The 15,721-nt window shown below is 40.3% G+C and carries 12 protein-coding genes; 3 read left to right on the plus strand and 9 right to left on the minus strand.

Features of this window, described 5'->3' with window-relative positions:
* Positions 1–41: 41 nt before the first annotated feature.
* The 8 genes from E4K68_RS15250 to E4K68_RS15285 form a co-directional block, all read right to left on the minus strand.
* Positions 42–1,442, minus strand: coding sequence for an FAD-binding oxidoreductase (locus E4K68_RS15250; RefSeq protein ID WP_135379796.1), 1,401 nt, complete (start codon positions 1,440–1,442; stop codon positions 42–44).
* A 47-nt stretch (positions 1,443–1,489) separates the two neighbouring features.
* A complete protein-coding gene (locus E4K68_RS15255) occupies positions 1,490–2,698 on the minus strand; it encodes an electron transfer flavoprotein subunit alpha/FixB family protein (RefSeq protein WP_135379797.1) in 1,209 nt (402 codons plus the stop codon).
* A gap of 13 nt (positions 2,699–2,711) precedes the next feature.
* Positions 2,712–3,500, minus strand: a complete 789-nt coding sequence (locus E4K68_RS15260; protein ID WP_135379798.1) for an electron transfer flavoprotein subunit beta/FixA family protein — start codon at positions 3,498–3,500, stop codon at positions 2,712–2,714.
* A gap of 455 nt (positions 3,501–3,955) precedes the next feature.
* Positions 3,956–4,960 carry an amidohydrolase family protein gene (locus E4K68_RS15265; protein ID WP_135379799.1) on the minus strand — a complete coding sequence of 335 codons (1,005 nt, stop codon included), beginning with the start codon at positions 4,958–4,960 and terminating at the stop codon, positions 3,956–3,958.
* A 424-nt stretch (positions 4,961–5,384) separates the two neighbouring features.
* The gene (locus E4K68_RS15270; RefSeq protein WP_135379800.1) at positions 5,385–6,113 is read right to left on the minus strand and encodes a GGDEF domain-containing protein; all 729 of its coding nucleotides are present in this window, start codon (positions 6,111–6,113) and stop codon (positions 5,385–5,387) included.
* Between the two features lie 426 nt (positions 6,114–6,539).
* On the minus strand, positions 6,540–7,706 hold the full coding sequence (locus E4K68_RS15275; protein WP_135379801.1) for a hypothetical protein: 1,167 nt from the start codon (positions 7,704–7,706) through the stop codon (positions 6,540–6,542).
* Between the two features lie 322 nt (positions 7,707–8,028).
* Positions 8,029–9,075, minus strand: a complete 1,047-nt coding sequence (locus E4K68_RS15280) for a hypothetical protein (RefSeq protein ID WP_135379802.1) — start codon at positions 9,073–9,075, stop codon at positions 8,029–8,031.
* A 200-nt stretch (positions 9,076–9,275) separates the two neighbouring features.
* Complete coding sequence (locus E4K68_RS15285) at positions 9,276–10,148, minus strand: polysaccharide deacetylase family protein (RefSeq protein ID WP_135379803.1); 873 nt, start codon at positions 10,146–10,148, stop codon at positions 9,276–9,278.
* Between the two features lie 745 nt (positions 10,149–10,893).
* Between E4K68_RS15285 and E4K68_RS15290 the strand changes: the two genes are divergently transcribed.
* Positions 10,894–12,912 carry a penicillin-binding transpeptidase domain-containing protein gene (locus E4K68_RS15290; protein ID WP_135379804.1) on the plus strand — a complete coding sequence of 673 codons (2,019 nt, stop codon included), beginning with the start codon at positions 10,894–10,896 and terminating at the stop codon, positions 12,910–12,912.
* A gap of 520 nt (positions 12,913–13,432) precedes the next feature.
* On the opposite strand, the gene E4K68_RS15295 is transcribed toward E4K68_RS15290, so the two are convergent.
* A complete protein-coding gene (locus tag E4K68_RS15295; protein ID WP_135379805.1) occupies positions 13,433–13,897 on the minus strand; it encodes a C40 family peptidase in 465 nt (154 codons plus the stop codon).
* Between the two features lie 518 nt (positions 13,898–14,415).
* Between E4K68_RS15295 and E4K68_RS15300 the strand changes: the two genes are divergently transcribed.
* Complete coding sequence (locus E4K68_RS15300; RefSeq protein WP_135379806.1) at positions 14,416–14,982, plus strand: DUF6143 family protein; 567 nt, start codon at positions 14,416–14,418, stop codon at positions 14,980–14,982.
* A 156-nt stretch (positions 14,983–15,138) separates the two neighbouring features.
* A complete protein-coding gene (locus tag E4K68_RS15305; protein WP_135379807.1) occupies positions 15,139–15,588 on the plus strand; it encodes a peptidoglycan recognition family protein in 450 nt (149 codons plus the stop codon).
* The last annotated feature ends 133 nt before the right edge of the window (positions 15,589–15,721 follow it).

The raw sequence follows: 15,721 nt of genomic DNA on the forward strand, positions 1-15,721 counted from the left end.
CGTTACGTGAGTAGGACCCTTTGGCTTAATGCGATAATGTTCTACTCGCAAACTTTACCAGGATTGAGTATATTTTTAGGGTCAAAAGCCAATTTGATCTCTCTCATAAGTTCTACATACGCTGGTTCATATTGGTCAAACATATAGCTTTTTTTAGCATAGCCAATTCCATGTTCCCCTGATACTAGTCCTTCGAGTTCTTGAGACTTTCGATACATTGCATCAAATACTTCGGCAAGTTTCTGTTTCCATTCCCCATCCGAAAGCTCATCCTTTAAGACATAGACGTGTAAATTACCATCGCCAGCATGGCCGAAACTTCTAATTCTAATATTGAACTCTTCCTGAAGAAGATGGGTGTATTTTATAAATTCAGCGACTTTATTGCGTGGAACAACGACATCACATTCATCCATGTCGGTGGTTGAGGCCTTTACCGCCTCCAAGAAAGCACCTCGCGCCGACCAAACGGCTTCTTTTCGTTCATCCGTGTCGATGATTAAGGCATCAAGAGCCCCTTCTTCAAGGCAGATGTTTGCGACTTTCTCATAGTCTTTTTCCAGTTCTTCCGTGCTATTGCCATCAAAGGTCAACAAGAGATAGGCGTCGGAAGAGTTGTCGGGGAACTTTTTGCCTAGAAATTCCTCGGCTGCAAGAATGACTTCTCTCTGCATAAATTCGATGGCTGTAGGAATGGATTTTGATTTAATAATTTTAGGAACCGTGCCAATGGCGCTATCAAGGTCGGGAAAGGGAAGTAACAGAGAAATTGCTTTCTTTGGCAGAGGAATAATTTTTAGGATCGCTTTGGTAACGATACCCAACGTTCCTTCTGATCCGCAGATTAAGTCTTTTACACTGTAACCTGACGAATTCTTGACGACTTTTCCTCCCATATTAATGACGTTACCGTTCGGCAGAACAACTTCAAGCCCTCGGATATAATCTCTAGTCACTCCATACTTTACAGCTCTCATGCCGCCGGCATTGGTATTGATATTTCCAGCAATCGTGGCGGATTTTTCACCAGGGTCTGGTGGATAGAAAAAATCACGGTCTTCGACATATTTACTAATTTCCATTAATAACACTCCGGGTTCTACGGTGAGGGTTAAGTTTTCTTCATCGAGTTCAAGGATCTTATTCATGCCGCACATATTCAGCATGATTCCCCCGAAGATAGGAACGGATGCACCAACGAGCCCGGTCCCTGATCCTCTTGCTACGACTGGAATATTGTTTTCATAGGCATAGTTCATAATTTTAGAGACTTCATCGGTGGATAGAACGTCCACTAAAACGTCCGGTCGTTTGCTGATACCACCCAATTCGTCATGGCTAAAATCGTCACTGATGGCTTCTCCGGTAAAAACTCGCTCTTCTCCTAAGAGTGACACTAAAAACTCTCTATCCTTAGCATCCAGCGTTTTATAGTTATTCATGAAATTACCTCCGCTATTTTCTATCAGTTCTCGGCGTCACTCAATCATTAACGCGCACAAGCAAGAACCTTTGAGCTTTTGATTTCTTCAATGAGTTGAGGAACGACTTCATAGAGATCTCCGATAATTCCATAATGAGCTATATTAAAGATTGAAGCATGGGGGTCTTTATTGATGGCAAAGATTTGTTCTGAGCTGTTCATGCCTGCAGTAAACTGAACTGCGCCTGAAATTCCAAGAGTTATGATCAGCTTGGGTTTAACGGTTCTACCGGATAAACCGATTTGCTGCTTGGCCTTAATCCAACCAGCTTCAACTAAGGGTCGAGTACCTGCTATTTGAGCGTCTAACAATTGAGCTAATTCCTCAATCAATGCCATGTCTTTCTCGGATTTTAAAGCTCTTCCAACAGCAATGATCACTTCTGCATCTGAGATGTTTTCTTCGATTTCTTTCCGTGTTACCTTCAGTACTTTAATAGAAGAGACTAATTGTTTTGGCTCTAATTCGCAGAGAGTAATCTTACCACTTGGATCACACTGTTTTTCGGGAGCATTCATAACCTTATATCTTACGGTCGCCATTTGAGGCCTCGTGTTCGGACAAATGATCTGGGCCATAATGTTACCACCGAAAGCAGGTCTGATTTGAACAAGATCGGTATTTTCCTTCATTTCAAGGGTTGTACAATCGGCGGTTAATCCAGTTCGAAATCTGGCCGCTACTCTTGGTGCCAAGGAGCGGCCAATCGTTGTCGCTCCGACAAGTAAAGATGAAGGTTTAACTTTCTGAACAAAATCCTCAAATGTTGCCGTATAAGGTTCTATACGGAAATGGTTTAATTCTTCGTAGTCATAGACAAAGACCTCGTCGACTCCATAATGAAGCAACTCTTGGGCTTTATGTTTAATGTTATGGCCAATAAAAACGCAATAAACTGGAAAATTGACGACTGCCGCAAGTTCCTTGGCCTTACCGATTAACTCCAGGGTTACTGGATGTATTTCACCTTCCACATGATCAACGTAGACTCCAATGCCTTTCCATAGACCTTTATCAACGGCAGTGGCCGCTTCATCAATAAATTCCATGACCCCTTCGGGCCCCTTTTTAACACAGAGTTTGCACATTTTGCAGCCTGCGGTGATTTCTAGGGTCCCATTCTTAGCTTCGAGTGCACTAAATGGACAAATATCTACTAAAGCTTGAATGTTGGATTCGTTCAACTTTTCTTGGTGACAAATTAACTTACTCATAAATCTACCCCCTCTAAATGAACTTCAATTGTTTAAGTTTATTGGCTATTTGAAAACTGAGCTCTGCTGAGGTGCCTGTCCAAGTTTCTCGGTCCATATTAATCGAAGGGGGAAAGATTCTTTCAACTTGAGTTGGTGATCCACTAAGCCCATATTTATTTTCATCGTTATCTTCAAAGTCCTTGAACGTGATCATTTTAATTTCACGGTCCTTTGTACTCAGCTTTTTCTTGTAAGAGGGAAGACGGGGCTGGAAAATGTCTTTTTCTACGGTTAAGAGGCAGGGGAATTGAATTTCGGCAACTTCTATAGTATCGGCCATATCCATTTCCACAAAGATGGAAGTGTCTTTAACTTCTACTATGCTCAAAACGTTGGCAATGTGAGGTATGCCCAGATATTCAGCCATTTCAGGACCAACTTGGGCAGTGTCTCCATCGGTGGTTTGCTTACCACAAAGTATTAGATCGAAGTCGCCTAGTTGACGAACCCCTTGAGAAATCGTGTAAGAGGTTGCCAGAACATCTGCACCCGCGAATTTTCGGTCCGAAACTAAGGCACCTTCGTCGACACCCATCATGAAGGCTTCTTTAATAACGTCCTTGGCTTGTGGTGGTCCCATACTTATAACCTGTATCGTTCCGCCTTTTTGTTCTTTAAGTCTCAATGCTGTTTCTATAGCAAATAGATCAAACGGATTCATTTTGGAATCTACGCCATCTCGTCTTAAGACACCTGTAATTGGATCAACGTCTATCTTTGAGGTTCCTGGAACTTGTTTAATACATACGAGAATTTTCATGTTCAAACCTCCTATAAATGTAATATGTATTAATTTAAAAATGTTTAAAATGTGGTCAGGCCGCTTGACCATTTGGCCGCATTTCCATGATAGCATAAGATTCAGAGCTGTTCAAAGATTAACTTTTCACAAGCGTACTTGATTTAGTTGTAGTTATACCAGAATTTATTGTGCAAAATCAGGAGTGCTTGTACAAAGCCATGAAATGGGCAGATAAGGATGTAATACCCACCCTACATTGGGGGCCTTGCTGTTAAAAATTATCCGTAAACTATAATGCCCTCGCTTGTAGAACGAAATTGGATTTGTCTTAGTAAATCCAATTTCGTGCTACAAGCGAGGGCATTATATCCACTCATTAAATTACACGATCTATGCTCGGTTGCGACCAAAACTTCAGTAAATTATAACTGTTTGTGAGAACTGTTGTATATTAGGCATTTTTAATGCGAAGTCTATACTTTAAGCTTGAGTAGCTTACGAGCATTTCCTTCGTAAATAGCATAACGGTCAGCTTCGGAAATGTTTAAGCTGTCGATAACTTCGATAGTCCAGCGAATAAAGGCAGTTCCCTTCTCAGGATCAAAAGGCGCGTCAGAGGCGAACAGTACCTTTTCCACACCGAAGAAATCCAAGCCACATTCTGTGGCACCTTTTGCCCCACTGAGTGCGGTATCACCGTAAAACATATGGAAATAGTCTATCGGTCGCTTCTTCAGCCTCTTGAGTACTAACGTTAAATCTTCATCAGAAGTTCTAGCACCTAGTTGATCCCAGCCTGGACCGATTCTACCCGCAAAGTATGGGATCATTCCCCCAAGATGGTGAGTAACAATTTTAATATTAGGGTGCTTGTCGAAAAGCCCCGAGAATACTAACCGAGCACAAGCCGCGCTTGTCTCATACGGCCAGCCAAAGGTCCACCAGATTTCATAGTTGCTTTTTGTCTCACTCTGATAATCTGAGAAACTAGCCGTACGGGTCGGGTGAAGAAAAATGGGCAGGTCAAATTCAGCCATGAGATCAAATAGCGGTGCGAATTCTGGTGCATCTAGTGGTTTACCAAGAACATTAGTGTAAATCTGAATACCCACCGCACCTAAGTCATTTATAGCTCGTTTCGCCTCTACAACGCATCCTTCTGGATCGTTCATTGCCACTCCAGCAATAAATCCAGGGAACCGATCCGGATATTTTGCTATTAAGTCCGCCATACAATCGTTACCTAGTCTCGCCATGTCATTAGCATTTGAACCAAAAATTTCTATTGGTGGTGCGGCTATGGTTAATACTTGCCTATAATCGTCACCAAACAGGTCCATGTGGCGGAAATGAAGATCAAGGTCAACCATGCAAGGTATTTCACTCACTCGTTTGACCATACCATGTTTAGGGACTAATTCAACCATCCTGTCGAAATATTTTTTAGGTAAGAAGTGATTAAAGATGTCGATTTTCATATAATTCCCCCTTTCGATTCTCTAAGCAACTGTTAACTTTGGAGTGTTTTTTTCCTTAGATCGGTTCTACCTGAATTTAATAAGGGCAATATTCATAACGGAACATTTATTTTAAATAAATTCTCTACTATGGTATGTTATTGAAACAATAATGTTCCTTATATCTTGCATTAATCAAAGAAAATTCCATTTGTCCTATTGTAACATCTGAATTTGGTTTTCCCGAGACGCATTAGGACGTGTCTTTTGAGTGTAATTTCTCCAAGCTTTTTAAGTGAAGTTGGAAGAGAGAATACAAAACCCAAAGTTGGTCCTGATCTATGAGCAGGGCCAACTTTGGGTTTTGATTTAATTACATTAACCAGACAAGAACTACCTTTTATATTTCTTCTCAAAGAAAGCACATCATTCTATGGTGTTTTTCCTATGCACAAGACTCTTCATTCCATTTAACAACGGTATTTTTTGATACTTTGGCTCTATACAAAGCTTTGTCGGCTAAGTTAACGAAGACGTCTAAAGGGTTTGACTCTAGGGTATCTGTTTGCATGACTTTGGATAAGTTTGAGTAGGATACCACACCAGAGCTGAACGTAATTTGTTTTGAGTTTATCTTAGGACCAAAATTATAAGATTCAATTATTGTTCTAATCCGTTCCAGTAGGGTATAAGCTCCCTGCATATTAGTACAGGGCATTATGATTGCAAACTCTTCGCCACCCCACCTAACTACCGAATCTGTACCCCGTGTATTTTGTTTCAATAGTTCAGCCAGTTTCTTTAAAACAACATCTCCAGCGATGTGACCAAAGGTATCGTTTATTTGTTTAAAGTTGTCTATGTCTAGCATCGCTAGACATAAGTCTTCGTCTTGTATCTGGGCCATTTCCATTTTAAGGCTGTAATTAAACATGCCTTTGTTTCCTAAACCAGTGAGAGTGTCCCTATATACATTGAAAAATAATTTTTGAATTATTGAACCCAAAAGCAATCCGTTGGCAACAAGGATGCCAGATAATATAAGAAAGAAATACAAATGTAATGGAGTTGGAACAAATTTATCGATTAAACATATTACAACTCCTGTACAAGCACCAAGTACAGCTAAAATAACATGAGGGAACTTTTGTAGAATATTTAAAGATTTAGCCATCGTAAAAATGCCCCTTCCTTTAAAACTGCTATAAGTACAAATCAAACTAAACCACTATGGTACATATATGAACGATGACGAAGTAATGCATTTTTCCTTTCACAAAAGGAATACGAAAACTGTCAGGCTTTTTAAGGGGGAATTCAACTTTTTTTCAGGTTTACTGTCGTTTTGCGTCTGGCCCAGGTATTTCCTGGAACGGCAAGTTCCCCCGAATGAAGGGGTGGGATCAGGCAACAATATCACTAGCGGGTTGAGCTAATGTTGAGGGGCTGGAGTAATTGAATAAGAGGATATGAAAAAGCCACCTGTATAAAATGAGGTGGCTTGACGTCAAGGCCTACAGGGGCTTACAGATGTGAGAAATAGAACTTCCTTGGGTAAATACCTTTCTAATTCAAAAAGTAAGGAGGAAAGGAGTATTCGCTAATAAATAGTATTTCTATATGTTTGTAAGGTATTTAACGGGATAGTCGGAATGGCCCCTTCAGTATATCCAATATACCAGGCTTTCTTCTTCGAACAGGCAGAATACCAAATCCGAAATTTAGTCGCATCTCCGGGTTCCAGAACAAAACTGCTCCGATAAATGTAACCATTGTCCCATTGACCTATGGCACCAGGCCCAAGTAACGATCCCAGTAGTGGCATACTGAGCTCTTTGGGTTGGGATATCGGTGCCGTTGCATAGAGCAATTGACAATCATTTATTGTCCCATTTATTGGCCATCCGGCAATTAAAAAATCGATTCTTTGCTCAATGTGATTAGGTTTTGCTACTACATGCCAAGGAATATATCCGCCATTCCATGTAACCCAGGGAGCGCTACAAGGTTGTCCTGTACTCCAGGTTAGGCCATCCGTCGATGTCTGTAAATGCATTGTTGACTTTCCGTCAGTAGTCCAAAGATACCACTCTTTTGCATTTTTTCGCCAAACCGTTGGGGATAAAACTAAACCGGTTTTTTTGTAATCCCATGTCTTTTCAAAGCAGAGGATTTTAGTGCTTTGTTTATGATTTGAACTGATTTTTATAGCCCATATTTTTTCAAAAGCACCATCGCTATATTCACGCCAGTATAAGATTAATTTATTTTGATCTGGGTCATAAACCAATTCTGGGTCAGAATTGTAGTTGCGGCTTAAGAAACTTAAGACGCCCAAGGGTCTTGGAGCCAAGGGATTTTTTATGCCGGGTGGGTTAATCCAGTTTAATCCATCTTTGCTAACTAAAATGCTCGGATTCTCAACGGTACTATTGAAGTTGGGATAAGGGGTAATGGCCATCCAATAACGAAACTCTCCCCAAGTTTCAATACCATACTCTGTTTTGAAATCGATAACGCTCGGATGAACCGCTTGACCAGAACGATCATAAGTGGGGGTTACTATGTGATTAAATGCATTAATAAACGGCTTGTTAGATATAAGATGAGAAAGATGGTCAGGTTGGACTTCGTCCGCTATGGCTGAAGCAGCAGATAATGGTTTAAGTACTCGTTTGGCGTTATTCTCTAATGAGAACAACTTGAAACAGTAAAGACTTGCAACAGTTCCGAAGAGTGTTTTTAGAAAAATTCTTCTTGTTGTCATGTAAACACAACTCCTAGTATTTCGAAATATTGACTGCGTTTTGTAGCGAATAATTAATTTCGACAAATTTCACCATTCGTTAAATAGTATATCGCTAAATTGAAACTCGTATATGATCCAAATGTTGGCAAATATGCTCTGGGCGAAAGGAGTAATCATGACTTCCCAGCTTCCGTGGTAATTGAACAATAACGAGTATTTGGCGGATTGTTGCTAATTACAACGAGTAATACACTAAAGAATAATAAACACCGAAATCAGACATCAAGTCTGATTTCGGTGTTTTTGAACGCAAGAATATTACTGTGCCAAGTTTGCAGAATCATCCACCAGCGGAAGAATAAGAAATGTGAAAGTTGGTTTTTATAAAGTTGTTCTGAAATTTATCTATTGTAGTATTGAAGGAGTTCTGGAAATTTGTACTCACGCTTTCAGTTTTCAGATTTTGAATAAAGGTCTTGTAGCTAGATATACCATATTGTTTTACTAGTTGCTCAACAGCCATAAAGTCTTCGTATTCAACGTTATATTGAGCGTTAAGAATATCGCTTTCTGAAGCAGTCAAGGGGAGTATTAGTCCGTTTTTGGCAGCATTCCTTACATCACTTTCAAAATAGGTCATTTCGAGAGATGCCTTTCGTGGATTTACTTTTTGCATTGCCGTAAGCCCAATTCGCCAAGCTGTTCCTTCGTTTAGCCAAGTTGGCAGTTGATCGCCATATCCCTGACTTGATGCACAAGCATGGAAAAGTTCATGACTAAGAACATTTGCAAGGTCACTATTATCTGCGAGATTGTATAACGGAATCCATATTGTTGTGTTGACCGTTAGACCTCCGGTATTGGCAACGATTGATTGTATAGAGTTAGGATCTATATTTGCTTGAACTAAAGCATTAGCATAGGTTTTAGGTGATGAGAATAAGACAACTTCAATGTTTTTTGCAGGAGATAATCCAACAACCGCATTTAATGTTGGCAAAGATATGTCTTCGATTATTTGACTAGCTTTAGTAAGACGTGCAGTAGGCACAGCGCTATCGCCCGCTTTAATATAAACATTTGTTGCAGCCTTATGGCTTGCAGCAATTTGCGTAGTCGGAAGAGTACGCAATTTTTTGGCAATATGTTCTACTTGCCTATTTTTAATTGAGTTATGATTTGGTTGTTGAAGGTTGGAATTGGACGTTGAACTGCTACCTTGCTGATTGCTTTGGGTCGTGGTTTGAAGAGGTGGAGTTACCTGCCATAAGGCTTGAAGAGAGTTGGAGGTAGGAAGTGTGCCGTGAAGCAAAGAAGAAACAATGAATCCAATAGTTACAGCTAAAATCTTAATTACGTTCAAAAGGTGATTTAATAAGTCATTCATCGATGTTACTCCCTTGCAAGATAATAAGAAGCTTAACACTCAGAGATTACACCTACATGTTAACATAAGTTTTAGTATGATACATAATCTCTCTGTACTGAATAGCTCTGAGCACCGAGCGTTCGGGAAGTAAACAGGGGATGAGTTGAAACGAAGGGATGGAATCTAGGGCGAATTTTATTGAGAAGGAAATCGAGTACTTATGGAAACAGCTTTTGAAAGGAAGCAAGCGGCATACCACCAGAAATACGAATCCGTTTCAGTGTCGATAGGTCGTCACTCAAATGTACTTTACCCGGATGTGTCGTAAAACCGAGTTTATAGCCTAGTTTTGACATCAATTTCGGCGTTGTTTTGTTATAACGTCCGGAAGGAAAGCAAAGCGCCTGAACACTAATGTCAAGATGGTTCACTAGTTCCTGCTTTGAGATGCTAAGCTCGTTTTCTTGTTGTTTGCTAGAAAGCTTCGATAGATCTAAGTGATGTACCGTATGACTACCTATAGAGTTTCCTTGGCTAGCAAGGTCATTAATCTGATCCCAGTTCATCATCCCAGGGCCAACGGAATTCGTAACAATAAAAAACGTAGCCCTGTAGCCATTTTGGTGTAAGATTGGCCAGGCTGAACTATAATTATCTTCATACCCGTCATCAAATGTTAGTAAAATGGGTTTTTCCGGGATAGGAGCTTTATTAGTCAATGCTTGATTAAACTCTTCGAGGGATAAAGAATGATAATTTTGCTGGTGAAGCCACTCTATCTCTTCAGTAAATTGTTTTACTGGAACACCAAGGGAATTGCCAGGAATCGTACTGATCGAATGATACATAAGAACAGGAACGCCTTCTTCGGGAAACTTACTCATTTTGGGCTCGTTTAGGTTATTTGAGGGTAGAGGAGGAGGTGAAGCTGGATTTGAAGTCGGATTTAAAATAGGGGTAATGGCTACATTAGGTTTTGCTTCTTGATTATGACGCCCGAAATCAATGTTTAAAGGCCATTTGAGGGTTACTGAAATTATTATTAAGATTGTGACACAGACTGTTAAAATTAAACTTCTTTTTGGATTCATTTCGAGATACCTCCTCCCGATGATATCCAAAGTATTAGTATAATGACCTCTATAAATGAGTGGAAATATATGTATAACGTAACTATAGTCAAAGTAAAATGATCGATGAACTAAGCAAGCACTAACGGAGCTGGTTGAACATTGAGAGAGCAGTACCTAGTTAGGTACTGCTCCAGAGCGAAGAAGAAAGACTTAAGATAGTTTGTTGTATGGTGTATATTTCCAGTGGAATTTGCAGGATTTTGTAGATTTATAATCGAATATTCATCAAATCAAAGAAAAGCTAAATCCAAGCTTAATGAACTTGGAACGGGGGATTCTTTTGGAGTGAATCACGTGTTCTTTCGTACTACAATAACATTTAGGTAAAACTAAGGGACTCCATGCTTAATGCAATTAACGTTTAAATTTTATAAAGTAACGGAGGCAAATTGTGATTAATAGGCAATAAGCCTCCGTCGCTTTTGTAAATGCCCTAGGGTTAGAAACCGTTTTTTCTGGATGATATACACCTCATTTTTGGAAATAGTCTGGGTATCTAATTATGTCAAAAACTTAGAAACTTGTTTAAACAGTTTGTAAATTCCAATAAGAACAAGTAAAAATCCCCAAAATGCAGGATTTGCCACATGTCTTTTTCTGCACTAACTATGGTAAAATTATCGAAAATTGTTGTATCATATGTTTGTAACGTTGTAAGCGAGTTAGCGATGATCAATATTGATAATGCAAAGAGGCGTACTTATTGAAAAAGCGAAAGAAAATAACCTATTTTTCTAGGGAATATTTTGTTTATGTCCCCCTTGTTCTTTGCGTTTTCTTGATAGTCGGACGATTAGTTTGGCTGCAAGTAATTCAAGCAAATGGATTAAATGCTAAAGGAATAGCTAACCGAATGATAAGTCAAACATTGTTACCCGAACGAGGAATTATTTACGATAGTAAAGGCAATGTATTAAGTCAAAGTGCGCATGTTCAAGAAATCTATGCTGATCCAAAAACGCTTACCCAACTTATCAATAAACATCAATATACAAAAATGTCCAAAGACGATATTGCCAAAACTGTGGGAGGTATCCTTGGTCAAGATTCTAAGACTATCCTAGACAAACTTAATAAGGATGCTCAATGGATTAGTCTAGCTCATCAAGTAGACATTAATAGTGCGGATAAGATTCGTAATTTGAATATTCCAGGCTTCGGTTTTGTCGATGAATCAAAACGGGTATACCCCCAAAACGCATGGGCTTCATCGGTTCTAGGATTTGTAAATCAGACGGGCCATGGCATAGGTGGAGTAGAAGCTTATTATGATAAATTTCTTTTTGGAACCCTTGGCCAATCCACGTCGGAAGAAACGTCTAATCATCAGTTAATTCCCGATACTCCTTCTGATATTCAACCTCCTAAACAGGGAGACAACTTAACATTAACGCTAAATACTACGATTCAGTCTTTAGTAGAAAAACAATTAACGGCTTTGGAAACCTCAACTCAGGCAAAAAGTGTCACAATTATAGCGATGGATCCTCAGACGGGTAAGGTATTGGGGATGGGAACAAATCCTACATTTGACCCTAACAATTTTGCTAATACGCCCCCTGAAAATTGGACCAACAGAGCGATAAGCATGAACTATGAGCCTGGATCGACTTTTAAAGTGGTGACAGGTTCGGCTGCTCTAGAGGAAAAGTCAATTTCCCCCAATGAATTATTTGCTGACCCAGGGTACATAAAGGTTGGAAATCACACTATCATGAACTGGGACTATGGAATAAGACCCGCTGGTGATATTACCTTTACCAAAGGAATGGAGCAATCGTCCAATGTTGTACTATCTCAAGTAGGCTTAAGACTTGGATTGGTGAACTTTTATCGTTATCTTAAGTCCTTCGGATTTGGTACAAAAACAGGGATTGATATTACAGGAGAGGAAAGCGGGTTAATCATTCCTCAAAACAATGTAAAAGAAGTTGAATTGGCAACAATGTCTTTTGGACAATCTAATATGGTAACCCCTATCCAATTAATGACGGCACTGTGCGCTGTAGCTAATGGTGGCACACTTTATAAGCCCTATGTCGTGGATAAAGTCACAGCTCCCGATGGCACGATTGTCCAACAAAATCAACCCACAAAAATCCGAAGTGTTATTTCCGCAGAGACATCGAACGAGATGACAAAAATAATGGAAAGCGTCGTTACAAACGGAACAGGGAAATTAGCAGCTATACCAGGGATTAACGTTGCCGGAAAATCAGGCACTGCCCAAAAAATTGACCCACAAACCAAAGGTTACTCATCCTCTTCATTTATAGCATCATTTGAAGCATTCGCACCAGCAGACAATCCCAAGATTGCCGTTTTAGTGGTAGTCGATAGCCCTAAGGGTGGGGAACACGAAGGCGGACCGTTATGTAGTCCTTATGCTAAAATAATTCTTCAGGGGGCTCTTGAAGAATTTAACATTTCGTTAGCGACAGAAGTACAAAATTCAGTCCCAATAACTCCTAATGATGCACCGGTTAGACCTGTTGCACAGCCAGTAACTCCTGAACGTCTGCCACTACCCAGTGAGACGGTCGTTCCTAATCTTATCGGAGAAAATATGCGACAAGTTGGGGAAACTATAAGTAAATCGGAATTACACTTTAACTTTAGTGGAAGTGGCCTTGTAAGTCAGCAAAATCCTGCAGGAGGTAAGGTAGTGACGAAAGGATCCGTAGTAGATGTGATATTTGCGCCAATATCACAATCTCCTTGAAGATTGCTCTGCATATTGTGGAGATGCTCTTAATGTCGTAGATGGGCGATTGGTTGAAAGTCATTGGGAAAATTCACTCAATATGACGTTAAAACAGTGATCTGCTATTACGGCGGAGTTTATCACGAAAATGTAAATCGCAACTACTGGAGCTAGCTAACGAGAAAACATATAATGAGGCCGCCTGTTTGAAAGTCAGGCGGCCTTACGAATCTACAGTAGACCGTTTCAACGTCTTACAATACGATTGTTTAAAGGGGTACCCAGCAGCTTTGAATGAACTTTGCTGGAATTGGTTTTCTTAGTAACTTAACTGTGTAACCAACTGTAGTAACAGGGAAGGTTTCAGCTATTAAACGTAATGTGGACACAACACCTAGATGAAACCCTCGGACGAGAAGAAGCTCTGGTCAATAAAAATGGTAACCCCAATGTTATTGACAGTGTAATAACTCTATGGAGTTTTCCTATGCACAATACTCTTCATTAACTGATTTGGCCCCGCCAGCAGGTACATTGTTTACTTGATCACTCTCTTTGCACCAACATAGGCATTCCACCAATACGGGCTAAAGTTACTAGTTGTTACACCTTTATGGCTAGTGGCATTAATAAATTTCCCGTTGCCGAGATAGATCCCTACATGAGTTACAGTATGACGTGAATTAAAGCTGAAGAAAACCAAATCTCCTGGAAGAAGTCGACTAACTGGGACATAAGTTCCTACTTTATACTGACTGGTACTAGTTCTCGGAAGGTAAATCCCGGCGGCCTTGTATGCATTCATCGTAAGTCCGGAGCAATCAATACCTCGATAGCTTGTCCCACCTAAAACATAGTTAGTTCCAGTATAACTTTCAGCTTTCGCTATAACTCGATGAACTGCTGCTGAACGAGTAGTACTCGTAGAAGCATTTGCTACTGGAACGAAACATAAAACACCCATTAAGACTGATATAATCATTGTTGTAAATTTGTTTTTCATGTTAACCTCCAAGATGTGAATTTGTTCTTAAGAGAACGTTACCTAGCATAACATACTAACAACTTGATTATAAATACTAAGTTGTTGGATGTTTTGCCATTTCTTAGCTAAACAGTGACTCCGATTCCCTAGAAACAAAGCACATATGAATCCGGCGGGTTGGGTTATGTTGAGAGGCTGGAGTAACCGGGGTAAGAGGATATTAAAAAGCCACCTGCGTAAAATCAGGTGGCTTCTTAATTATATGTTTAAATGTTGTTAGGTCCGTGCTAAAGTCCGTCTTTCTCTCGCTTACGCCGATTTATTATGGTGTTTGTTACGGGATTTTCCAAGGTCTGCTGTGTTAAGCGTATGGATGAATGCGAATAAAATTTGCGAAATTAATACTGAGAGGTGTTTGAGTTTTCACATCACAAGGAGAACAATGGCGGCAAATTCGAGGTTTTTGTTGCATCAATCCTGCACCATATCAGTTAACTCTAATAAAATAAAATAAACTATGATTAATGAGGTGTGCAATGTCAGATTTATTGGACTCAATTATACTACCCAAACGACTACCCGAAGTAGTGAGTGTGCCTAATCCCCTGTATAAATCTCTCCAAGGTAAATACTTTGTCGGTCAGACAGAACAATTGACTTTTAGCAACACTACGAACGCCTGGGGAGCATTAATTAATCCGAATGGTTCTGGTGTCAATCTATTTGCAAATGTGTTTACCATTACGAATTTATCTGATAAACCGTTTTTAGTAAAAATATGGTTTAACACTAATCTACCTGGAACAGGATCTGTATCTTCAGAGGTCAGCCCCGCTAATACAGCGCTGATTCCGCCTCCGGTACCGAAAGTGCAGATACAATTTAACCAAAATGTTAATGGAATTCCGGTTGGCGGTGTTAATGTCTTTGACCGGATAGTTCCTTCAGGCGCAACCCTTGTCAGTGAAGAGGATGGAAAGTTTATCTTTCCTCAAGGAGGTAACTGGAGCCTCTTTTTGACCTCTCCTGGGCCGGTAGCAGTTTCACTTTCTGCGATAGTTGCATTTGGTTGGTATGAAGAAAAAACTAAGCGTTTCAAGTGATTTTTTGGTATAAGGTAAAGGAAATTCCTCCCTCTCTTCCAAGGAAAGGAAAGAGAGGGAAGGCAGGGAGGAAAACTCAATGAACTTTCTTCGAGCATTACGGAACTTGCCAAGGCCGTTGCCGTCCTGAGAGCCTAAAGAAGAGGGGGAGTATAGTTGGATTGGCAAAAGATCGTAATCCACCACACGGCAAGTCCTAGGGAAGTGCGTCGTTCAGGAAGAACCGTCCCAGTCGACGCTGCCATGATTCGGGAGTGGCATAAAACCAAGGGGTGGAGCGATATCGGCTATCACTTTGTGATTATGCCGGATGGTCGCTGTGAAGAAGGAAGACCCCTATCCAAGCAAGGAGCACATTGCAATGTAGCTCATCGTAATTCTATTGGAATAGGAGTCTGTCTAGTGGGGAATTTTAGCGAGACTGAAGTTCCGGACACCCAATTTGCCGGCTTAGTGACCAAAGTCGTTCAGCTTCTAGAAACGTTTAAGCTTGGACTCGGAGACGTTGAACTGCACCGAGGCGTGCCTGGAGCAGCTACAGAATGTCCAGGACGGTATTTTCCAGGGGATGTTTTCATGAAGAAATTGAAAGAAAGCCTTAGTTGAAAGCTACAGGCTGAATTAGATTATCTAGAGAGTCCTAGTCGGTACACGCCGAATGAAGGACTCTCTTTGTCGTTAATATAGGTCATTCACTCCAATAGAATCTACAGATAGGGTGGACTCCTTCATCATTGCG

Source organism: Desulfosporosinus sp. Sb-LF, from assembly GCF_004766055.1.
In the GTDB taxonomy this organism is placed as follows: Bacteria; Bacillota; Desulfitobacteriia; order Desulfitobacteriales; family Desulfitobacteriaceae; genus Desulfosporosinus.

Coding starts and splice junctions, on each gene's coding strand:
- E4K68_RS15250 (WP_135379796.1), bottom strand. CDS start 1,442: ATGAATAACTATAAAACGCTGGATGCTAAGGATAGAGAGTTTTTAGTG.
- E4K68_RS15285 (WP_135379803.1), bottom strand. CDS start 10,148: ATGAATCCAAAAAGAAGTTTAATTTTAACAGTCTGTGTCACAATCTTA.
- E4K68_RS15265 (WP_135379799.1), bottom strand. CDS start 4,960: ATGAAAATCGACATCTTTAATCACTTCTTACCTAAAAAATATTTCGAC.
- E4K68_RS15300 (WP_135379806.1), top strand. CDS start 14,416: ATGTCAGATTTATTGGACTCAATTATACTACCCAAACGACTACCCGAA.
- E4K68_RS15260 (WP_135379798.1), bottom strand. CDS start 3,500: ATGAAAATTCTCGTATGTATTAAACAAGTTCCAGGAACCTCAAAGATA.
- E4K68_RS15275 (WP_135379801.1), bottom strand. CDS start 7,706: ATGACAACAAGAAGAATTTTTCTAAAAACACTCTTCGGAACTGTTGCA.
- E4K68_RS15280 (WP_135379802.1), bottom strand. CDS start 9,075: ATGAATGACTTATTAAATCACCTTTTGAACGTAATTAAGATTTTAGCT.
- E4K68_RS15270 (WP_135379800.1), bottom strand. CDS start 6,113: ATGGCTAAATCTTTAAATATTCTACAAAAGTTCCCTCATGTTATTTTA.
- E4K68_RS15295 (WP_135379805.1), bottom strand. CDS start 13,897: ATGAAAAACAAATTTACAACAATGATTATATCAGTCTTAATGGGTGTT.
- E4K68_RS15255 (WP_135379797.1), bottom strand. CDS start 2,698: ATGAGTAAGTTAATTTGTCACCAAGAAAAGTTGAACGAATCCAACATT.